This is a genomic window from Streptomyces sp. NPDC055749 (assembly GCF_053617235.1).
Genome location: NZ_JBSHFH010000065.1, coordinates 1 through 19,786 on the forward strand (window position 1 = coordinate 1; position 19,786 = coordinate 19,786).

The 19,786-nt window shown below is 70.4% G+C and carries 22 protein-coding genes and 1 riboswitch; of the genes, 9 read left to right on the top strand and 13 right to left on the bottom strand.

What is annotated here, in order from left to right; all coding sequences use genetic code 11:
• Positions 1–88 precede the first annotated feature (88 nt).
• Entirely contained in the window at positions 89–862 is a 774-nt protein-coding gene (locus tag ACWGO0_RS32720; protein ID WP_453543383.1) for a CbtA family protein, read from the bottom strand.
• A gap of 24 nt (positions 863–886) precedes the next feature.
• The gene (locus ACWGO0_RS32725) at positions 887–1,102 is read right to left on the bottom strand and encodes a CbtB domain-containing protein (protein ID WP_453543385.1); all 216 of its coding nucleotides are present in this window, start codon (positions 1,100–1,102) and stop codon (positions 887–889) included.
• Between the two features lie 3 nt (positions 1,103–1,105).
• A riboswitch (adenosylcobalamin (AdoCbl) riboswitch) is annotated at positions 1,106–1,253 on the bottom strand.
• A gap of 125 nt (positions 1,254–1,378) precedes the next feature.
• Here ACWGO0_RS32725 and ACWGO0_RS32730 point away from each other — a divergent pair.
• A complete protein-coding gene (locus ACWGO0_RS32730) occupies positions 1,379–1,936 on the top strand; it encodes a histidine phosphatase family protein (protein WP_453543387.1) in 558 nt (185 codons plus the stop codon).
• Positions 1,937–1,964: 28 nt separating this feature from the next.
• Here ACWGO0_RS32730 and ACWGO0_RS32735 read toward each other — a convergent pair whose 3' ends face one another.
• Together ACWGO0_RS32735 and ACWGO0_RS32740 are read right to left on the bottom strand one after the other, a co-directional pair.
• Entirely contained in the window at positions 1,965–2,624 is a 660-nt protein-coding gene (locus ACWGO0_RS32735; RefSeq protein ID WP_453543389.1) for a 4'-phosphopantetheinyl transferase family protein, read from the bottom strand.
• Complete coding sequence (locus tag ACWGO0_RS32740; protein WP_453543391.1) at positions 2,621–3,568, bottom strand: metallophosphoesterase family protein; 948 nt, start codon at positions 3,566–3,568, stop codon at positions 2,621–2,623. The genes ACWGO0_RS32735 and ACWGO0_RS32740 overlap by 4 nt, the downstream gene beginning before the upstream one ends.
• A gap of 156 nt (positions 3,569–3,724) precedes the next feature.
• On the opposite strand from ACWGO0_RS32740, the gene ACWGO0_RS32745 reads away from it, so the two are divergent.
• Positions 3,725–4,111 (top strand): VOC family protein, encoded by a 387-nt coding sequence (locus ACWGO0_RS32745; RefSeq protein WP_453543393.1) that lies wholly within the window; start codon positions 3,725–3,727, stop codon positions 4,109–4,111.
• Between the two features lie 10 nt (positions 4,112–4,121).
• Here ACWGO0_RS32745 and ACWGO0_RS32750 read toward each other — a convergent pair whose 3' ends face one another.
• The gene (locus ACWGO0_RS32750) at positions 4,122–6,395 is read right to left on the bottom strand and encodes an ATP-binding cassette domain-containing protein (protein ID WP_453543395.1); all 2,274 of its coding nucleotides are present in this window, start codon (positions 6,393–6,395) and stop codon (positions 4,122–4,124) included.
• Positions 6,396–6,444: 49 nt separating this feature from the next.
• Entirely contained in the window at positions 6,445–7,884 is a 1,440-nt protein-coding gene (locus ACWGO0_RS32755) for a dihydrolipoyl dehydrogenase family protein (protein WP_453543397.1), read from the bottom strand.
• 115 nt (positions 7,885–7,999) lie between these two features.
• On the opposite strand from ACWGO0_RS32755, the gene trxA reads away from it, so the two are divergent.
• The gene (trxA, locus tag ACWGO0_RS32760) at positions 8,000–8,383 is read left to right on the top strand and encodes a thioredoxin (RefSeq protein WP_453543399.1); all 384 of its coding nucleotides are present in this window, start codon (positions 8,000–8,002) and stop codon (positions 8,381–8,383) included.
• Here the strand turns inward: trxA and ACWGO0_RS32765 are convergent.
• The 3 genes from ACWGO0_RS32765 to ACWGO0_RS32775 form a co-directional block, all read right to left on the bottom strand.
• Entirely contained in the window at positions 8,380–8,790 is a 411-nt protein-coding gene (locus tag ACWGO0_RS32765) for a helix-turn-helix transcriptional regulator (protein ID WP_453543401.1), read from the bottom strand. The genes trxA and ACWGO0_RS32765 overlap by 4 nt on opposite strands.
• A 52-nt stretch (positions 8,791–8,842) precedes the next feature.
• Positions 8,843–9,109, bottom strand: a complete 267-nt coding sequence (locus ACWGO0_RS32770; protein WP_453543403.1) for a hypothetical protein — start codon at positions 9,107–9,109, stop codon at positions 8,843–8,845.
• A 99-nt stretch (positions 9,110–9,208) separates the two neighbouring features.
• The gene (locus tag ACWGO0_RS32775) at positions 9,209–10,153 is read right to left on the bottom strand and encodes a glycosyl hydrolase family 18 protein (RefSeq protein WP_453543405.1); all 945 of its coding nucleotides are present in this window, start codon (positions 10,151–10,153) and stop codon (positions 9,209–9,211) included.
• A 287-nt stretch (positions 10,154–10,440) separates the two neighbouring features.
• Between ACWGO0_RS32775 and ACWGO0_RS32780 the strand changes: the two genes are divergently transcribed.
• Positions 10,441–10,908: a type II toxin-antitoxin system PemK/MazF family toxin gene (locus ACWGO0_RS32780; protein WP_453543407.1), complete on the top strand. Its 468-nt coding sequence runs from the start codon at positions 10,441–10,443 to the stop codon at positions 10,906–10,908.
• Here the strand turns inward: ACWGO0_RS32780 and ACWGO0_RS32785 are convergent.
• On the bottom strand, positions 10,893–11,729 hold the full coding sequence (locus tag ACWGO0_RS32785) for a TIGR02452 family protein (RefSeq protein ID WP_453543409.1): 837 nt from the start codon (positions 11,727–11,729) through the stop codon (positions 10,893–10,895). The genes ACWGO0_RS32780 and ACWGO0_RS32785 overlap by 16 nt on opposite strands.
• Positions 11,730–11,877: 148 nt before the next feature.
• Here ACWGO0_RS32785 and egtA point away from each other — a divergent pair, with 148 nt between their 5' ends.
• The 4 genes from egtA to egtD are packed head-to-tail and all read left to right on the top strand — an operon-like array spanning position 11,878 to position 16,257.
• Positions 11,878–13,188, top strand: coding sequence for an ergothioneine biosynthesis glutamate--cysteine ligase EgtA (gene egtA / locus ACWGO0_RS32790; RefSeq protein WP_453543411.1), 1,311 nt, complete (start codon positions 11,878–11,880; stop codon positions 13,186–13,188).
• A complete protein-coding gene (egtB, locus tag ACWGO0_RS32795) occupies positions 13,185–14,543 on the top strand; it encodes an ergothioneine biosynthesis protein EgtB (protein WP_453543413.1) in 1,359 nt (452 codons plus the stop codon). Before egtA ends, egtB begins: the two co-directional genes overlap by 4 nt.
• Positions 14,543–15,298, top strand: a complete 756-nt coding sequence (egtC, locus tag ACWGO0_RS32800) for an ergothioneine biosynthesis protein EgtC (protein WP_453543415.1) — start codon at positions 14,543–14,545, stop codon at positions 15,296–15,298. The genes egtB and egtC overlap by 1 nt, the downstream gene beginning before the upstream one ends.
• On the top strand, positions 15,295–16,257 hold the full coding sequence (egtD, locus tag ACWGO0_RS32805) for an L-histidine N(alpha)-methyltransferase (RefSeq protein WP_453543417.1): 963 nt from the start codon (positions 15,295–15,297) through the stop codon (positions 16,255–16,257). The genes egtC and egtD overlap by 4 nt, the downstream gene beginning before the upstream one ends.
• Here the strand turns inward: egtD and ACWGO0_RS32810 are convergent.
• The 3 genes from ACWGO0_RS32810 to ACWGO0_RS32820 all read right to left on the bottom strand — a co-directional run bounded on the left by ACWGO0_RS32810 (position 16,200) and on the right by ACWGO0_RS32820 (position 19,368).
• The gene (locus ACWGO0_RS32810) at positions 16,200–17,141 is read right to left on the bottom strand and encodes a lysophospholipid acyltransferase family protein (RefSeq protein ID WP_453543419.1); all 942 of its coding nucleotides are present in this window, start codon (positions 17,139–17,141) and stop codon (positions 16,200–16,202) included. The genes egtD and ACWGO0_RS32810 overlap by 58 nt on opposite strands.
• On the bottom strand, positions 17,138–17,965 hold the full coding sequence (locus ACWGO0_RS32815) for a GNAT family N-acetyltransferase (protein ID WP_453543421.1): 828 nt from the start codon (positions 17,963–17,965) through the stop codon (positions 17,138–17,140). The genes ACWGO0_RS32810 and ACWGO0_RS32815 overlap by 4 nt, the downstream gene beginning before the upstream one ends.
• A gap of 152 nt (positions 17,966–18,117) precedes the next feature.
• Complete coding sequence (locus ACWGO0_RS32820; protein WP_453543423.1) at positions 18,118–19,368, bottom strand: extracellular solute-binding protein; 1,251 nt, start codon at positions 19,366–19,368, stop codon at positions 18,118–18,120.
• A 200-nt stretch (positions 19,369–19,568) separates the two neighbouring features.
• Between ACWGO0_RS32820 and ACWGO0_RS32825 the strand changes: the two genes are divergently transcribed.
• A complete protein-coding gene (locus ACWGO0_RS32825) occupies positions 19,569–19,784 on the top strand; it encodes a dodecin (protein ID WP_453543425.1) in 216 nt (71 codons plus the stop codon).
• Positions 19,785–19,786 lie beyond the last annotated feature (2 nt).

Genomic DNA, 19,786 nt, shown 5'->3' on the forward strand with positions numbered 1-19,786 from the left:
CCGCCGGGCAGTGCCCGGCGGGTCGCGTAGTGGATCGGATGGGTCGGTCAGGGTGCCGTGGGACCGGCGGGCCGGTCACCGCGACCGTTCAGCCAACCGCCCCCACCGTCCGGGACTCCGCTCCCGTGCCCGCGCGTGAGCTGTCCGCTTTCGGCTCCAGCAGGCGTTCGGTCAGGTAGCCGAAGACAAGACCGAAGCCGGCCCACAGCGTCGCCTGGATGGCGAGGGTGGACAGCCGGAACTGCCAGAGCAGAGTGGCCGGGAAGTCCTTGCCGACCTCGTTGAACGAGGGCAGGAAGGCGTAGGCGAGCCCGATGAGGAAGACGAAGCCCGCGATCGCGGCGATCGTCGCGTTCCAGTTGCCCAGGCGGGGTGCGAGCCGTTTGCCGAGGATGACGGCGGCGACGGCCAGCAGAACACTCAGCGCGACCATCAGGAAGAACAGGCCGGTGCGCTGTCCGATGGTGTCGGGATTGCCGACGGCCGGCGGATTCGCCGGGTACTTCAGGAACGGCACGACGTACACCGTCAGCAGCGCGCCACCGGCAACGAAGGCGGCCGTGGCCCGCGGGCCGAAGTCGCCGATGCGGCCGAGTGCGTAACAGAAGACGAGTGCGGCGATGCCGCCGACCGCCACGCCGAACACCAGGATGCCGGTGGCGAGGCCACCGGTGGCCTGCATGGTGCGGCTGACGAGTTCCTCGCCGCCGCCGTGATCATGCTGGTGAGCCTCTTCCAGCGCGATGGCGGCGTCCACCTGGGACTCGCCGAGGAAGTAGGCGACAACGAGGGCCAGCGCGCCCGCGACGAGACCCGCCAGCATGCCGCGGACGAGTAGCGCTCTTACAGATATGGAGTTCACGAAAGTCCCCTGCGTATCGGTTTCTCAGTGGCAGGGGAAACCGAGCAGATGCCGGCCGTCGTGGACCCACTCGTGGACACCTTCGCCCGCGATGAGCGAGGTGGCACCCTGCTCGGCGCCGACGAAGTACAGCAGGACGAGCATGAGAACGCCGAAGAACGCCGCCCAAGGTGCAAGGGCCTTCAGCGAGATGGGAGTGATGGCGGGTGCGCCGGTTACGGCGGCAGCAGACTGTGCCATGGCAGAACCTCCTGTGGGAACACGCGTCCCGATCGTGGTGCCTGAGACGACAGTGCCGGGTCTGACTTCCCGTACAGGTACGAGTTCACAGTGGCGCGACCGTGCCGGATTTTCACCGGCTTCCGTCACACCGTCGTCATGGTCGACGTGACCATACCGCCTGCGGCTGAGCACCGCCATGGTGCAATCGGAGTGGCGGTGGGCCCCCGAACGCCGCAAGTGGCGTGCCGTTCAGGCGACGTTCAGGAAGTGGAGAGCATTTTGACGGTACGGGTGATGTTGGTCTCGCCCGCGATGAACGCGGCTCTGCGAGAGGCCCGGTTCGAAGGGGACGCTCCCCTCGACGAGGCCGGAGTACGCCGTGCCAGTGCCGCTGCGGGGGGAGTACCGAACGCGGACCTGTACGTGAGCGGCGCATCCGAGCGGTGCCTGCGGACCGCCGAGGCCCTCGGCCTCGTGCCCCTGCCCGACCCCCTTCTCGCGGACTGGGACATGGGGCGGTGGCGCGGGAGGCGGCTGTCCGAAGTGGGCGACAGCGAGCCCGAGGCGGTGGCGGCCTGGCTGTCCGATCCGTCCGCCGCTCCGCATGGTGGCGAGTCGTTGTCGGAGCTGGCCGCCCGGGTCGGCGGCTGGCTCGACGGCCTGGAGGAGGGCAGGGGCGGCCGGGTGCTCGGCGTCGTCGAGCCCGCCGTCGTGCGAGCGGCGATCGTCCATGGACTGGGGCTGCCCGCTGCGGCGTTCTGGCGCCTCGACGTCGCTCCGCTGGCCCTTACCGAGCTCAGCGGTCGCCAGGGACGCTGGAATCTGACGTGTGGTCGACCCCTTGGCCACTGACGCTGAGGGCTGTTGAGCCCGGAGGCGTTCAGGCGGGGAGAGTGACCGCCGTGGCCGCGATGCCGTCGTGAACCAGCCAACTCCCCTTGAGAGTCAGGGGAATTCCGGGTGCGGTCCGCAACAGCGCCGCGGTGAAGGTGCCTTCGCTCGCCCTCGTGGAAGTGCGGCGGAACGTGACGTCCGCCTCGCTGAAGTCGAGCTCGGTCCGGGTGAGCGGGAACCACGTCTTGAACACGCTCTCCTTGGCGCTGAACAGCAGCCGGTCCCAGTGGATGTCCACGGTTGCGCCGTGCGACAGGAGCCGTTCACGTTCCTCGGGAAGCGAGACGATCTCCCAGATGCCGGACGGAAGCGGTGCGTTGGGCTCGGCGTCGACGCCGAGCCCACGAAGGTCCTCCGTCTTCGCCAGCGCTGCCGCGCGGTACCCGTCGCAGTGCGTCATGCTGCCGACGTATCCGGTGGGCCACAGCGGCATTCCGCGGTGACCGCGCAGCACGGGAGCGGGCGGCAGGCCGAAAACCGCCATCGCCTTGCGTGCGCAGGCGCGGGCCGCGGCGAATTCGTGCCGCCGTTTGGCCACGCTCGTGGCCACCAGTGCCTCTTCCTCGGGGAACAGGGTTCCGGCCGGCGCGTCCTCGTCACAGGTCTCCGCGGTGGCCACGCAGGGAGGGAGGAGCCGTTCGATCACGACGCCTCCCCCTGCCCGGTGGTGGCCGGACTCTCCTGGCCGTTCGTGTGCGCTTCGGCCGACGTGGCCGGGCGTTCCTCGTAGGGCAGGATCTGCCGCAACAGCCCCAGTGGATGGCCTCGTTGGCGCCACTCCCGGGGATAGCCGATCGAGACCTCTTCGAAGCGCACCCCGTCGTACCAGGTCGTACGGGGAATGTGGAGGTGGCCGTACACCACCGCTGCCACGTTGAACCTGCGGTGCCAGTCGGCCGTCAGCTCGGTGCCGCACCACTGGGCGAACTCCGGATGCCACATGACCGATGTGGGCTCCCGCACCAGAGGCCAGTGTCCGGCGATCACGAGGGGGACGTCCGGATCGTGCGCTGCGAGCCGCTGTTCGGTCTGCGCGACCCGGGCCCGGCACCAGTCGTCGCGGCTCGGGTACGGGTCGGGGTGCAGCACGAACTCGTCGGTGCACACGATGCCCGCCGCGTGCGCACGAGCCAGGGACTCCTCCTTGGTCCTCGCCTCCGGGGTCCGGAAGCTGTAGTCGTACAGGACGAAGACGGGCGCGATCGCCACCGGTCCGTCCGGCCCCGGCCAGTGGGGGTACGGGTCCTCGGGCGTGGAGACACCGAGACTTCGGCACACCTCGACGAGGTGGTCGTACCGTGCCTCGCCCCGCAGGGCCACGGCGTCCTTGTCCGTCGTCCACAGTTCATGGTTGCCCGGAGTCCACACGACGTGGGCGAATCTCCCCGCGAGCAGTTCCAGCGCCCACGCCACGTCCGCCACCTGCTCGGCCACGTCGCCCGCGACGATGAGCCAGTCCTCGTCGGACGTCGGGTGCAGCGACTCGACGATCGGCCGGTTGTCGGCGACTCCGACATGCAGATCGCTCACGGCGAGGAGCCGGCCCGCTCCTCGCGCGGCGTGCGGGGCCGGGTCGCTCAGAGGACTCATTGACACGTTTCCCGATCTGTCGGCCGAGGCGTGAATCTGTTCCACAGGTGCGAGGTTCGTTCGAATCCACCGTCTCATGAGTGACTGCCGCCACGCCGGTGATCTCCGTCTGCCGACGTTCGGGTCGGGCGCGGACGACGGCGTAGGCTCGCGTTCATGGTGCATGTGCTGAGCAGCCGGGTGTTGCTGACGCCCCGTGACCCACAGATCTCGCGGGACTTCTACGGGGAGGCCCTCGGCCTCGCCGTGTACCGCGAGTTCGGTACGGGCCCGGAGCGCGGGACGGTCTACTTTCTCGGTGGCGGCCATCTCGAGGTGTCCGGAAGGTCGGACGAACCGCCGACCGCGACGCTCCGGCTCTGGCTGCAGGTCGCCGACTGCGAGGCCGCCCACGAGGAGCTGGTGCCCCACGGCGTACAGGTGCTGCGCCCGCCGCTGCGGGAGCCCTGGGGGCTGATCGAGATGTGGATCGCCGATCCGGACGGCCATCGCATCGTGCTGACCGAGGTGCCGGCCGATCATCCCTTGCGATATCGGCCGTAACACCTCTGACTCAGACCGCGACGTACTCCCGCAGGTGCCGGGCCGTGAGCGTGTCCCCTTCGGCGACCAGGCCCGCGGGCGTCCCCTCGAAGACCACTCGGCCACCGTCGTGCCCGGCCCCCGGCCCGAGGTCGACGAGCCAGTCCGCGTGGGCCATCACCGCCTGGTGGTGCTCGATGACGATCACGGTGTTGCCCGCGTCCACCAGCCGGTCCAGCAGCGCGAGCAACTGGTCCACGTCGGCCATGTGCAGCCCGGTGGTCGGCTCGTCGAGCACGTACGTCGCCGCCTTCTCGGCCATGTGGATGGCGAGCTTGAGACGCTGGCGCTCCCCGCCCGAGAGGGTGTTGAGCGGCTGGCCGAGCCGCAGGTAGCCGAGCCCCACGTCACGCAGCCGCCCGAGGATGGTGCGTGCCTGACCGGAGACGAAGAAGTCGTGGGCCTCCGCCACCGACATTCCCAGCACCTCGCTGATGTTCCTGCCGTGCAGGGTGTACGTGAGCACCTCGGCGGTGAACCGCTTGCCTTCGCACTCCTCGCACACCGATGCCACGCCCGCCATCATGGCGAGATCGGTGTAGATGAGCCCGAGGCCGTTGCACTTGGGGCAGGCGCCCTCCGAATTGGCGCTGAAGAGAGCCGGCTTGACCCCGTTCGCCTTGGCGAAAGCTGTACGGATCGGGTTGAGCAGGCCCGTGTACGTCGCCGGATTCGAGCGCCGCGAGCCGCGGATGGGCGACTGGTCCGCGACCACCACGCCCGGACGCGCGGGCAGGCTGCCGTGGATGAGCGAGCTCTTGCCCGACCCGGCGACGCCTGTGACGACGGTCAGCACGCCGAGCGGGATGTCGACGCTCACGTCCTGGAGGTTGTGCAGGTCCGCGCCCTTGATGGACAGGTGACCCTGCGGTTCGCGTACCTTCTCCCGCAGCCGCGCCCGGTGTTCGAGGTGCCGCCCGGTCAGGGTGCCGGAGGCGCGCAGGGCGGGTACATCGCCGCTGAAGCAGATGTGCCCGCCGTCCGTGCCCGCGCCCGGTCCCAGGTCGACGACATGGTCGGCGATCGCGATCACCTCGGGCTTGTGCTCGACGACGAGCACGGTGTTCCCCTTGTCGCGCAGGCGCAGCAGCAGTGCGTTCATCCGCTGGATGTCGTGGGGGTGGAGGCCGATCGTCGGCTCGTCGAAGACATAGGTGACGTCCGTCAGGCTGGAGCCGAGGTGCCGCACCATCTTCACCCGTTGCGCCTCACCGCCGGAGAGCGTGCCCGCGGGCCGGTCCAGGGAGAGATAGCCGAGGCCGATCTCGACGAGGGAGTCCAGCAGATCCTTCAGACCGGCGAGCAGGGGCGCCACACCCGGGTCGTCGATGCCCCGTACGAACGTGGCGAGGTCGCTGATCTGCATGGCGGAGCACTCCGCGATGTTCACCCCGTCGATCCTGGACGACAGAGCGGCGGCCGTCAGGCGCGTCCCTCCGCAGTCGGGGCAGCCCTGGAAGACCACGGCCCGGTCGACGAACGCCCGGATGTGGGACTGCATGGCGTCACGGTCCTTGCTGAGCATGGTCCGCTGAACCTTGAGGACGAGGCCCTCGTAGGTGAAGTTGTTGCTTCCCACCTTCACCTTGAGCTGCGGCTTGTGGAGGAAGTCCGCCCACTCCTGCTCGGTGAAGTCCTTGAGCTTCTTGTCCGGGTCGTAGAAACCGGAGTGGGCCATGATCTGCCAGTACCAGGAGTCCACCGCGAAGTTGGGAACGGTGATGGCACCCTCGTTCAGCGACTTCTCCCGGTCGACCAACTGGTCGATGTCGATGTCCGACACCTGACCGGCTCCCTCGCACCGCGGGCACATGCCCTCCGGCAGGTTGAAGCTGAAGGCCCCCGACGTACCGATGTGGGGTGTGCCGAGGCGCGAGAAGATGATCCGCAGCATGGTGTAGGCGTCGGTGGCGGTGCCGACGGTGGAGCGCGAGTTGGCCCCCATCCGCTCCTGGTCCACCACGATCGCGGCACTGAGATTGTGCAGCGCGTCGACATCGGGCCGTCCGAGACTCGGCATGAACGACTGGACGAACGCGGTGTACGTCTCGTTGATCAGCCGCTGGGACTCGGCGGCGATGGTGCCGAAGACGAGCGAGGACTTCCCGGACCCGGAGACGCCGGTGAACACCGTGAGCCGACGCTTGGGAATGTCCAGCGATACGTCGGCGAGGTTGTTCTCACGTGCCCCACGCACCTGGATGACGTGGTGGTTGTCGGCTGAAGTCGTCTCGGGAGTCGTCATGGGGCCGAAGGTATCCGACCCCACTGACAACGCCCTGCGTCGGCCGTGCTCAGCCGCGGTACGTCTCCAGCAGCCTCAGCCAGATCTCGCTGATCGTCGGGTACGCCGGGACCGCGTGCCACAAACGGTCGATCGGGACCTCTCCGGCGACCGCGACGGTCGCGGAGTGGAGCAGCTCTCCGATGCCGGGACCGACGAACGTGACGCCGAGGAGGATCTCCCGGTCCAGGTCCACGATCATGCGGGCGCGGCCCCGGTAGTCCTGCGCGTACAGCCCGGAGCCGGCGACCGAGGCGAGGTCGTGGTCGACCGCCCGGACTCGGTGGCCCGCCTCCTCCGCCTCTCTGAGCGTGAGGCCGACCGAGGCTGCCTCCGGGTCGGTGAAGACGACCTGGGGGACGGCCGCGTGGTCCGCGGTGGCCGCGTGGGCGCCCCAGCGGTCGGTCTCCAGCAGGGGGACGTCCTGGGCGCGGGCGGCGATCGCGGCTCCCGCGATACGGGCCTGGTACTTGCCCTGATGTGTCAGCAGCGCACGGTGGTTGGCGTCACCGACCGCGTAGAGCCAGGTGCTTCCCAGAACCCGGCAGCTGTCGTCGACGTCGAGCCAGGAGCCGGGTTCCATGCCCACCGTTTCGAGACCGAGGTCGTCGGTGCGCGGCGCGCGGCCGGTGGCGAAGAGGATCTCGTCGGCCTCCAGGTGTTCGCCGTTGTCCAGCTCCACGGTGACCGGACCGTCCGGTGCGGCCCGCCGCACCGCGGTGGCCGAGATACCGGTACGGATTCGGGCGCCTGCCTCGGTCAGCGCTTCGGCGATCAGTTCACCGGCGAAGGGCTCCATCCTGGGGAGCAGTCCCTTCCCGCGGATCAGCATCGTCACCTGGGCGCCGAGTGCCTGCCAGACCGTGGCCATCTCGACGCCGACGACGCCACCGCCCACCACGATCAGCCGGCCCGGTACCTCCTTGGCACTGGTCGCCTCGCGGCTGGTCCAGGGGCGTGCCCCGGCGACGCCGGGCAGGTCCGGGATCACGGCGCGGCTGCCGGTACAGAGGGCCACGGCGTGCCGGGCGGTGAGCCGGTGCTCCGTGCCGTCCGGGGTGGTGACGGCAACCTTCCTGGTGCCGGTCAGCCGCCCCACGCCCCGGTAGACCTGCGCGCCGATGCCGTCCAGCCAGCCTGCCTGCCCGTCGTCCTTCCAGTGGGAGGCGTACTCGTCGCGGTGGGCCAGGACCGCGTCGGTGTCGAGCGGGCCCTGCACCGCCGCGCTGAGGCCCGGGACCCGGCGGGCATCCGCTCGCGCGACGACCGGACGGAGCAGTGCCTTGCTCGGCATGCACGCCCAGTACGAGCATTCGCCCCCGATGAGCTCCGACTCGATGACGGCCGTGCTCAGTCCTGCGGCCCTGGCCCGGTCCGCCAGGTTCTCACCGACCGGCCCTGCTCCGATCACCACGACGTCGTATTCGGCGTTCTCCACGGTTTCAGCCATGCGGACAGTGTGATCGTGGGTGTGCGTCACGGCCACATGGGCAGGCGGAATAGCGCAAGCGCAGTCACCGTTGTGCCCGACAGGTCCGAACGGGCCCAGGAAGAGGTATCAGAGCATGAGCACCGTAGAGCTCACCAAGGAAAACTTCGATCAGGTCGTGAGCGACAACGACTTCGTACTGATCGACTTCTGGGCTTCCTGGTGCGGCCCGTGTCGGCAGTTCGCGCCGGTGTACGACTCGGTCTCCGAGCGTCATCCCGACCTGGTGTTCGCCAAGGTCGACACGGAGGCCCAGCAGGAGCTGGCGGCGGCTTTCGAGATCCAGTCCATTCCGACGCTGATGATCGTCCGGGACAACGTGGCGGTCTTCGCCCAGCCCGGGGCGCTCCCCGAGACGGCCCTCGAGGATGTCATCGGACAGGCCCGGAACCTGGACATGGACGAGGTGCGCAAGTCCGTCGAGGAGCAGCAGAAGACCCAGGAGCAGAGTCAGTCCTAGGGACTGTCCTGCCGCGCGTTCCTCAGCGGTCGCGTGTAGATCTTGGCGATACAGGCCGGGACGGCCGCACCCTGATCGTGCGGCCGTGCCCGGTACGCGCTCGGGCTCTCGCCGACGAGCTCGGTGAAGCGCGTGCTGAACGTACCCAGTGATGTGCACCCGACCGCGAAGCAGACGTCCGTCACCGACATGTCGCCCCGCCGCAGCAGGGCCTTGGCCCGCTCGATCCTGCGGGTCATCAGGTAGCTGTACGGCGTCTCCCCGTACGCGGCGCGGAAACTGCGGGAGAAGTGTCCCGGCGACATGTGGGCGCGCTCTGCCAGGTCGGGGACGTTGAGCGGCTCCGCGTAGTCACGGTCCATCTGGTCGCGGGCCCGGCGGAGCCGGGCCAGGTCCGAAAGTGTCACCCGCCCAGGATCGCACGGCCGCCCCTGGGGTGCGGTGCCGTTCGGAAAGGTCCTAGTCGCCGGACTTCTCGGCGATCCGGACCGTGAGTCCGTAGTCGACTTCCGCGCCGTCCACCAACAGCGCCTCCACGGTGTGTGTCGCCGGGTCGATGTCCGCTTCCATGCCGTCGCCGGAGTAGCGGGGGTAGCCCGACGCCCCGGTCTCGCCGGTGGCCGCCACCACCGCCGAGCGGATGGCGGCTCCCGGTTCGTGGTCCCCGGCGCCCGACTCGGCGAATTCCGGGACCAGCAGGATCTCGTAACTCTGCGGATGGCTCATGCCCGAAACGCTAGACATCCGGTGCACGCGGCGCACGTCGTCGCGCCGCGGTACACCGCCGGTTCTGCTGGACCCCGTCGTCGCCTGCGGGGGCCGGGATCACCCTCGGGCGAGGACCGGCCACACGTCGGGGTCCTCGAAGTTCAGCGCCCAGATCGCGGTGTTGCGGACGCCGTGGCGGCGCAGCACCGGCATGTGTGCGGCGACTCCCCGGGCGTCCTGGTACCAGACCTCGCGGCGCTCCTTGCCCTTCATGTAGCTGAAGTGCGGCGTTCCGGAGACCTCGTCCAGCTGGTAGGGCACGCCCTCCTTGCGGCGCAGGGCCTCGGCGGTCTTCCACGTCACGTGCCCGGTCTTGGACTTGCTCTTGGGATCGGCCGGCCAGTCCCAGCCGTAGGCGGGCAGTCCCATCTCCAGCTTGGCCGCCGGGACGAGGGCGGTGGCGCGGGTCAGGATGTCGTCGTACCAGGCGGTGTCGGAGATGGGGCCCGGCGTGCCGCTCGACCAGTGCAGGTTGTAGCCCATGATCCGCATGCGGTCGGCGACGCGGCCGATCGCCTCGTAGTCCCAGATGCGCCCGGTGGTCCTGGTCTTCGGGAAGACCGTGATCACGCACTGTTTACGCAGTTCGTGCAGGCGCGCGCACAGGTCGGTGGCGAGTGCGGTGAAGCCGTCGCGGACCTTGCGGTAGGTGCTCTCGCCGGTCGCGGCGATGGACTCGTAGTCCAGATCCAGGCCGTCGTAGTCGCGCGTGGCGACCGTGCGCATCAGCGCGTCGGCGTGTTCCTCGCGCTGCGCGGGGTCGGTGAGGATCGCGGCGAGGGCGCCCTTCTTCATCGTCTCCATGACGGTGGGCACGACCTTCGCCCCCGCCCGGTGCAGCCCGTCGATGATGCGGCGCTCGCCCGCGCCCGGGTGCGGGTCGATCCGGCCGGCCGAAATCGCCTGGTACCAGAAGGGGCTGACGGTGTGCAGCTGGTCCGAGTGGCGCAGCGCGTTCTGGTACGCGCCCTCCTGGTCCCAGTAGGGCAGCCATGCCGACACGGTGCGCGGCAGGGCGGTGCCGCCGCCCGCGTGGGGCTCGGCGGGCTCGGACTCCGGGCCCCACCCGGGCGTTGAAAGGGAAGGGTTCGATGGTGGGCGTACGGGAAGCGGGGCTGACGCCACGGCAGAAGCCGTGGGGAGCAGGGTCGCTGCGAGGATCCCGGCGACAGTGAGAGCGAGGGTACGGGAGGGATGTGCGAGGACTCCGATGACCATGGGATCGAGCCTGATGCTCTTTCAGCCGCCCCGCTCCATGGAATGGGCCGTACAGGTTCTACGGTGTTCGGATGACGTTCCCCCACGGCACACACACCACTGACAGCTCGTCCGACTTCCCAGGCCGCAACGGTCCGACCGCCACGGCGGAGGCCGATCCGCGCGATGCGGGGCCGGTCCGCACCTCGTACGCCCCCAACCGGGACCGTGATCCCGACCCCGGCGAGATCGTCTGGACCTGGGTGCCGTTCGAGGAGAACGACGGGCGCGGCAAGGACCGGCCGGTGCTGGTGGTGGCGCGCGAGGAGCGCGGGACGCTGCTCGCCGTGCAGCTCTCCAGCAAGCAGCACGACATGGACCGGGAGTGGGTGGCGCTCGGGGCGGGGCCCTGGGACAGCTCGGGCCGTCAGTCCTGGGTCGATCTGGACCGGGTGCTGCGGGTGCACGAGGACGGCATGCGACGGGAGGCCTGCGCGCTGGACCGCGAGCGCTTCGACCTCGTGGCCGGGCGGCTGCGGGAGCTCTACGGCTGGAGCTGACCGGCGAACGTCCGGGTGAACGCCGCACGGACGGCGGAGCCCGGGCTGCGGTCGAGGACGGCGAAGACGAGCTGCTCGAAGTGGCCCGAGAACCGGCCACCGTCGGCGAGCAGCGCATGGAACGCTCCGGACACCTGCACCGGGTCGTGTCGGAACACACCGCAGCCCCAGGCCCCGAGCACGAGCCTCCGGTAGCCCCGCACGGCCGCCACTTCGAGGACCCGTTCGGCGCGGCTCGCGAGCACGGCCGGGATGCGGTCCGCCTCCTCGGGCGTCCGGCTGCGGATCACTCCGGCGTTGGGCGCAGGGGAGGTGAGGAATCCGACGGTGTACGGGGCGTCGAGGAGCCGCCCCCGGTCGTCCCTGAACACCGGAACGCCGGGTGAGTGGATCACCCGGTCGGTGTAGAAGGTGCTGCGTTCTTCGCGGTGGTGGGCGTAGAACTCGGGGGCTCTCAGCAGGGTGGCGTAGAGCGCCGAGCCGCGGCACAGGGCTTCTTCCTGGGCCTGTGCGCCGTTCAGGTACCCGCCGCCGGGATTGCGGGCCGATGCGTACGTGAGGACGGCGACCTTGCCTCTTGCCTCGCTGGTCAGCCGGTGTGCGGCCTGCAGGCTGCTCTCGGCGGTCACCTCGACCTCGGTGACCCGGTCGGTGTCCAGGGCGGCCACGGGGACCGGCTCGGGGCCGTACAGCCGGGTGCCGGAGAGCGCGGCGGTCAGAGCGCGCTCGATACTGACCTCGCGGCCCTCGGACGTGCGGTAGCGGCCGGCTTCGACGATCGCCTCGGTATCGCGCGCGATGCCGCGCAGTCTCGCGCTCATCGGCGCGCCCCCGTGTGGTGCATACGGGGCATGCTCGGCGCTCCACCGGCATGGACGCAAGCGGATTTACGCTCTGCGAGGGCACCCTTGTGCGATCTCCCGGAAGGGGTTTGGGTGGTACGGACGTACCCGGACAGGAGGAGCGGACATGCCCCCGGAAAACCCCGGCACAGACGGCCAGGCGAAGCACGGTGTACCCCTCGGTGAGGGCGAGGCGGAGGATTTACTGCGCTGCATCTGCTTCAAGACAGGGCCTCCCCGCAAGGTCGGCGTGGAACTCGAATGGCTCATTCACGACCATGAGCGTCCCGATGTCGCGGTGTCCGAGGAACGGCTCACCGCGGCTGCCGACGCCGTACGCGCCCTGCCCCTGAGCGCGTCCCTGACGTTCGAACCCGGCGGTCAGCTGGAGCTCAGCTCCCTGCCCGCCGACTCCCTGATGGAGTGCGTCGACGCCACCGCGACCGATCTCGCCGCCGTGCGCGACGCGCTCGGGCGGGCCGGTCTCGTCCCGGTCGGCCTCGGTGTCGACCCGTGGCATCCCCCGCGCCGCCTCCTGCGGGAGCCGCGCTACGCGGCCATGGAGCGCTCCCTCGACCGGTCGGGCCCGGCCGGTCGCGCCATGATGTGCACGTCCGCGTCCATCCAGGTCTGTCTGGACGCCGGAGAGGAGGAACCGGGGCCGCTCGGGTACGGCCGGCGCTGGCAGCTCGCGCACCTGCTGGGTGCCGTGCTGGTGGCCTCGTTCGCCAATTCGCCGTTCCGGCAGGGCCGCCCCACGGGCTGGCGCTCCACCCGGCAGTCGCTCTGGGCCGATCTCGATCCCGCACGCTCGCTCGCGCCTCCCGGCCGTCTCGCGCCGCGCGACGCCTGGAGCGCCCACGCCCTCGACACCCCGGTGATGTGCATCCGGGGCGGGGACGGCCCCTGGGAGGTTCCCGAGGGGCTCACCTTCCGGGACTGGATCCGCGGTGGCGGGCCCCGGCCACCGGTACGGGAAGACCTCGACTACCACATCACCACCCTGTTTCCGCCGGTCCGCCCGCGCGGACATCTTGAGCTGCGCATGATCGACGCGCAGAGCGGCGCCGACGGGTGGCTCGTGCCGCTCGCCGTCACCACTGCCCTGTTCGACGACCCGGAGGCCGCAGAGACCGTGTACCGCACCGTCAAACCGCTGGCCGAGACGGCAGGCCCGCTGGCCGCACCGCGCAATCCGCTGTGGACCGCCGCCGCCCGCGACGGCCTGACCGACCCGGAGCTGCGGGCCGCGGCGAACGTCTGCTTCGAGGCGGCGCTGGAGGCACTGCCCCGGATCGGGGCGACCGAGGCCGTGCGGGACACGGTCGCGGACTTCCACGAGCGGTACGTCGCCCGGGGGCGATGTCCGGCCGACGACCTGACCGACCGCACACCCGCCGGGTCCGCACCGCTCCAGGGAAGGGGCACCCACTCATGACCGACCTCTCCGCCGAGGGCCTCCCGGACAGCTCGTCCCTGACCGTGGACGTGGACCCCGAAGCGCTCAGGCAGCGCGCGCTCGCCGCGCTTCTCACGGCCCGCGAGCGCACCGCTCTCCTCACCGACAGCGTGGACGACGGTGAACTGACCGCGCAGCACTCCCCGTTGATGTCCCCCCTGGTCTGGGACCTGGCGCACATCGGCAATCAGGAGGAGCTGTGGCTGCTGCGTGCCGTCGGCGGCCGTGAGGCGCTGCGCCCGGAGATCGACGGCCTGTACGACGCCTTCGAGCACCCGCGGGCGAGCCGCCCTTCACTGCCGCTGCTGGCGCCCGCCGAGGCGCGGGCCTACGCCGCCGACGTACGCGGCCGGGCTCTGGACATCCTCGAAGCGGCCCCGCTGCACGAAGGCGGCCGTCCGCTCGTGCGGGCGGGTTTCGCCTTCGGGATGATCGCCCAGCACGAACAGCAGCACGACGAGACGATGCTGATCACCCATCAGCTGAGGTCGGGTCCCGCCGCGCTCACCGCGCCGGAACCGCCGGCACCCACCGACGCGGCGAGGATGCCCGCGGAAGTCCTGGTGCCCGCCGGTGCGTTCACCATGGGCACATCGGCCGACCCCTGGGCGCTGGACAACGAACGGCCCGCGCACCGGCGGGAGGTAGCGGGATTCTTCATCGACACCGCTCCGGTCACCTGCGGTGACTACGAAAGGTTCATCGAGGACGGCGGGTACTCCGAGCGGCGCTGGTGGGCTCCGGAGGGCTGGGACATGGTCAACGAGCACGGCCTCACCGCGCCGCTGTTCTGGCACCGGGACGCCGGACAGTGGCTGCGACGCCGCTTCGGGGTGACCGAGCCGGTGCCGCGGGACGAGCCGGTGCTCCACGTCAGCTGGTACGAGGCGGACGCGTACGCCCGCTGGGCGGGCAGGCGGCTGCCGACGGAGATCGAGTGGGAGAAGGCGGCGCGCCACGACCCGGCCTCGGGGCGCTCGCTGCGCTACCCGTGGGGCGACGAGGACCCGAAGCCCGAGCACGCGAATCTGGGCCAGCGGCATCTCCGCCCGGCCGGGGCGGGCGCCTATCCGGCGGGCCGGTCGCCGCTCGGTGTGGGCCAGCTGATGGGCGACGTGTGGGAGTGGACGTCGAGCGACTTCCTCCCGTATCCGGGCTTCGCGCCGTTCCCGTACCGCGAGTACTCCGACGTCTTCTTCGGCCCGGAGCACAAGGTCCTGCGGGGCGGTTCGTTCGCCGTGGACGCGGTGGCCTGCCGCGGTACGTTCCGCAACTGGGACCTTCCGGTGCGCCGCCAGATCTTCTCCGGCTTCCGCACGGCGAGGGATGCCTGATGTGCCGTCATCTTGCCTACGTGGGAGTCCCGGTGGCCTTGGGAGAGGTGCTGGTGGCACCCGGGCACTCCCTGGTGCGCCAGTCCTGGGAGCCGCGCCGCCAGAGGTACGGGACCGTCAACGCGGACGGTTTCGGGGTGGGCTGGTACGCGGACGGCGACCCGATACCGGGTCGCTACCGGCGCCAGGGTCCGATCTGGGGCGACGAGTCGTTCGCGGATCTCGCCCGGGTCGTCCGCAGTAGGGCGCTGCTGGCCGCTGTCCGTGACGCCACCGAGGCGGGCGCGGACGGCGAGGCGGCTGCGGCGCCGTTCGCCGCGGACGGCCTGCTGTTCAGCCACAACGGGGCGGTGAAGGGCTGGCCCGCCTCCCTCGCCCCGCTGGCCGGCGCGCTGCCCCCCGCCGAGCTGCTCACCCTGGCCGCCCGCTGCGACTCGGCACTGATCTGGGCGCTCGTGCGCCACCGGATCGCGGAGGGCGACGCCACACCGCAGGCCGTCGCCGACACGGTGCTCGACGTCGCGGCGTCGGCCCCGGGTTCACGGCTGAATCTGCTGCTCACCGACGGTTCCACGATCGTGGCGACCGCGTGGGGCGACACCCTCTGGTACCTCACGGAACCGGGCCGCCGCACGGTGGTGGCCTCGGAGCCGTACGACGACGATCCGCTGTGGTGCGAAGTCCCCGACCGCACCCTGCTGACCGCGACCCGCACCGATGTACTGCTGACACCGCTCAAGGAGCCCACCGCGTGAGTCCCTTCCAACTGACCCGCACCCTGCCGGTGGACGCGACGGACGCGGCGCTGCGCGCCGACGTGCTCAACGGCCTGAACCGGCAGCCGAAGACGCTGCCTCCCAAGTGGTTCTACGACGCGCTCGGCAGCGAGCTGTTCGAGGAGATCACCCGGCTCCCCGAGTACTACCCGACGCGCGCCGAGCGCGAGATCCTCGTGGACCGCGCCTCGCAGATCGCGGAGGCCTCGGGCGCCAGGACCCTGATCGAACTGGGTTCGGGATCGTCGGACAAGACCCGGCATCTGCTGGACGCCCTGCCGGGACTCCACACCTACGTACCCGTCGATGTCAGCGAGAGCGCGCTGAAGGGCGCGGCCGACGTCCTGCTCGCCGAGCGGCCCGGCCTCTCGGTGCACGCGCTCATCGCGGACTTCACCCACGTCCTGCGGCTGCCCGACACCCCGGGGCCGCGGCTGGTCGCGTTCCTGGGCGGGACGATCGGGAATCTGCTCCCGGAGGAGAGGGAGCAGTTTCTCCATTCCGTACGGGAGTTGCTCTCCCCCGGCGACAGTCTGCTGCTGGGCACGGACCTGGTGAAGGACGAGGCGACACTCGTCGCGGCGTACGACGACGCGGCCGGGGTGACGGCGGCGTTCAACAAGAACGTGCTGTCCGTCGTGAACCGTGAGCTCGGCGCCGACTTCCCGCTCGCCGACTTCGACCATGTCGCGGTGTGGGACCCGCGCCTGGAATGGATCGAGATGCGGCTGCGGGCCCGCCGGGCGCTCACGGTGAAGATCCCTGAAGTGGACCTGGTGGTGACGTTCGACGCCGGCGAGGAGATGCGCACGGAGGTCTCGGCGAAGTTCCGCCAGGAGGGAGTACGGAGCGAGCTGGCCGACGCCGGGCTGCGACTGGATCACTGGTGGACGGACAAGGCGGGCCGTTTCGCGCTGTCGCTCGCGACGGCGTTCTGAGCGGCGCGGGCGAGGGCGCGTCTGCCGGGTTCACGGGCTGCGGGGATCGGCGGGAGCAGGTGGATCTCCGCGGTGAGCCCGGCGGCCTTCACCACGCGCCAGAGGGACGCGGCCAGGGGATCGTCGCCGACGAACGCGACCGCGCCGGTGTGACCCGGGTGGCCGGTGTGACTGTGCCCCGGCTGGCCCGCTGAGTGGTCTCCGCAGACTCCGGTCGGGGCCCCGTCGATGCCGACGGGGCCCTTTCGCGTGGCGCGGTAGCTGACGCGTACCGGCCGGACGGTGGCGCCCGCGTCGATCGCCGCCTGGAACACGGCGGGCCCGAACCGCCCGCCGGGCCCGCGCCCGCACCGGGTGGTGCCCTCCGGGAACACCACCACCCGGGACCCGGACCGCAGCGCCCGCGCCACGGCGCGCACGGCGTCCGGCAGCGCCCGCAGGCTCTCCCGTTCGATGAAGAGCGTGCCGCCGAGCGAGGCGAGCGGCCCGAGCACCGGCCAGCCGCGGATCTCCCGCTTGCCGAGCATCCGGCCGGGGAGCACGGCCGCCACGAGCGGAATGTCCAGCCAGGAGATGTGGTTGGCGACCACCAGTTCGCCCGCCGCCCGCGCCACCGGCCCGGCCGCCGGCCACTCCCCCGGTTCCCCGGTGACCCGCACCCTTACCCCGAAGGCGCGCACCACCGTGTGCGCCCACAGGCGGATCAGCCGGTCACGGTGAGCCGCTCCGAGGAGCAGTACGGCGGGGACGCACATCACCCCGAGCAGGGTGAGCAGGCACCCGGCGACGAGCAGGACGGCGGCGGGCAGCGGCCCCCGTATCGCACCCCGGTGACCGGCGCAGGTGTGTGGCGTGCAGGGGGCGACGGGCAGCCAGCCGCTCATCGCAGCGGTGCGAGGGAGAGGAAGTGGCGCAGATAGCGCGGGTCCGTGCGGCGCAGCGACAGCAGGACGTAGAGGTCGGCGACGTTGAAGTCGGGGTCGTAGGCCGGTGCTCCGCAGACCCAGGCACCGAGTCGCAGATAGCCGCGGAGCAGCGGCGGCAGGGCGGCGCGGGCAGCGGGTGCTCCGGCGGGCCCTGTGGGGGTCCAGAGGCGGTGCGGGGTGACCCAGTAGTCCTCGGGCGCGAGGTTCTTCGCCCGTACCGTGTCCCAGCTCGACGCAGCGAGCGCTCCGCCGTCGGCAAGGGGTATGGAGCAGCAGCCGGCCAGCCAGCTGTGGCCGCTGCGCTCCATGTAGCGGGCGAGTCCGGCCCAGATCAGGGCGATGACGGCGCCGTCCCGGTGGGCGGGGTGGACGCAGGAGCGGCCGACCTCGACGAGGTCGTCCCTGATGGGGGCCAGCCTGCCGAGGTCGAACTCGCTCTCCGCGTAGAGGCGGCCTGCCGCGCGTGCCCGCTCGGGGGGCAGCAGCCGGTAGGTGGCGACGACGTCGCCGGTGGCGGTCTCGCGTACCAGCAGGTGGTCGCAGTAGGCGTCGAACGCGTCGACGTCGAGGCCGGGCTCGGGGCTGTCGAGCAGGGCGCCGAGCTCTCCGGCGAACACCTGGTGACGCAGGCGCTGAGCGGCGCGCACGTCTTCCGGGCCGGTGGCGAGGGACACCCGGTAGGCCGGGGCGGGGGCGGGGGCGGCCTCCGGGGCGGGGATGGGTGCGGGGGCGGGTATGGAGCTGGGGATGGGGGCGAAGGAGGTGAGGGGCAGCGCGGTCATGGCAGTCTCCGGGGACGGATCAGCGAGTGCGGCTGCCGGACCGTCGCGCTGACGCGACGGCCTGGCCCTCTACTTCTTCCGTGACCGGCTGGAATCGACGTGACCGCAGCGGAGAGCGGGGATGTGCGACGGCTGAATCCCGGGGTTGCGGATCAGCTGCGCGCGAGTATCGCCGTGATGCGCTCCGATGCCGAGACGGCCTCCGCGACCGGGTCGCCGCCTTCGAGGACGGCGGTCATGTACGGCTTGATGGGGTTGTCGGCCTCGACGGCCGCCCACTGGGCAGAGTTCGGAGTGGCCCGGCCCCGGGTGGCTCCCTCGGCCATCGCGGCGGTGCCCTCCTGCCCTTCGATGACATGGGCGAGGGCGGGCTTGTTCGGTACGTAGCTCATGGTCCTGGCCAGTTCGGTCTGCCATTTCGCACTCGCCAGTGCCTTGATGACGTCGATGCCCGCGCTGCGGTGATCCGCCTTGTCCGGCACGATCAGGTCGGAACCGCCGGTGAACACGGAGCCCGGCGCCTTCGCCGTCTTGCCCGGAATGGGGAAATAGCCCAGTTTCCCCTTGAGTTCGGGATTCTTCTGCTCGATCAGGGCGGCGCTGCCCGGTACGGAGATGATCTGGGCGACGTCGCCCTTGGCGAACACGTCGGTCTGCGGGGGCTTCTCCTCGTCCGCGTCCTTGGGACCGTTGCCGAGGGACTGGAGTTCCTTGTAGAAATTCATGCCCTTGAGCGCGGCGGGAGAGTCGAGTGCGCCCTTCCAGTCGCCGCCGTTCTCGTCGGCGAGTTCACCGCCCTCGTCCCAGATGAACCCGGCGAGTACGTACCAGTTCTGGCCCGCGAGATAGATGCCCTGGTTGCCGTAGCTGCTGAGCTCTTCGGTGTCCTTGATCCACTGACTGCGGGTTCTGGGCGGTGTCTTGATGCCGGCCTGGGCGAAGAGTTCCTTGTTGTAGATCACCACGCGGTTCGCCGCGTACCAGGGAATTCCGTACTGCATGCCGTTGATGCTGCCCGGCTCGGCGAGACCGGGCAGCCAGTCCTCGCTGCCGAGGTCGCGCATCGATTCGAGGGTGAGGTCGCGCAGCCCGCCGCTCTCCGCGTACTGGGCGACCTGGGTGTTGCCGACCTCGATGACGTCCGGCGCGTCGTCGCTCTCGAGGGCCTCGGTGACCTTGGGGCCGATGCCGCTCCACTCCTGGATCTTGAACTCCAGCTGGACGGAGGGGTGATCGCTCTCGTACGACTCCGTGAAGCGGTCGAGGAATTCCTGGGAGACGCTGTCCTTCATCAGCCACAGCGTCACCGTGACGTCGCCGCCCGCACCGGGGAGAAAGCCGCAGCCACTCAGCACGACGGAGGATACGAGCGCGACGGCTCCGGCCAGCATGCGGTTCTTCACGAGGTCACCTTCTGCGAAACGGCACAACGAAACAGGACCCGGTGTGGGGGACTGCGGGCGGCGCTCGCACGGGCGTGTGGCTGGATTTTGGTATGGACCAATGGGTAGGTCAAGACCCCGTCAACGACTGATCTCCGGACCCGATCCCTCGCGCGTCGCCCTCAGGTGAGGCAACGTGGAGGCACGAGAGGAGACATAAGATGTCCAATCACACGTATCGGGTCACCGAAATCGTAGGAACCTCCGAGGAAGGAATCGATGCCGCGATCCGCAACGGCATCGCCAGGGCTTCGGAAACGTTGCACAATCTCGACTGGTTCGAGATGACACAGGTGCGCGGCCATATCGAGAACGGCCGGATCGCGCATTACCAGGTGGGCCTCAAGGTGGGCTTCCGGCTCGACGAAGGCGCCTAGGA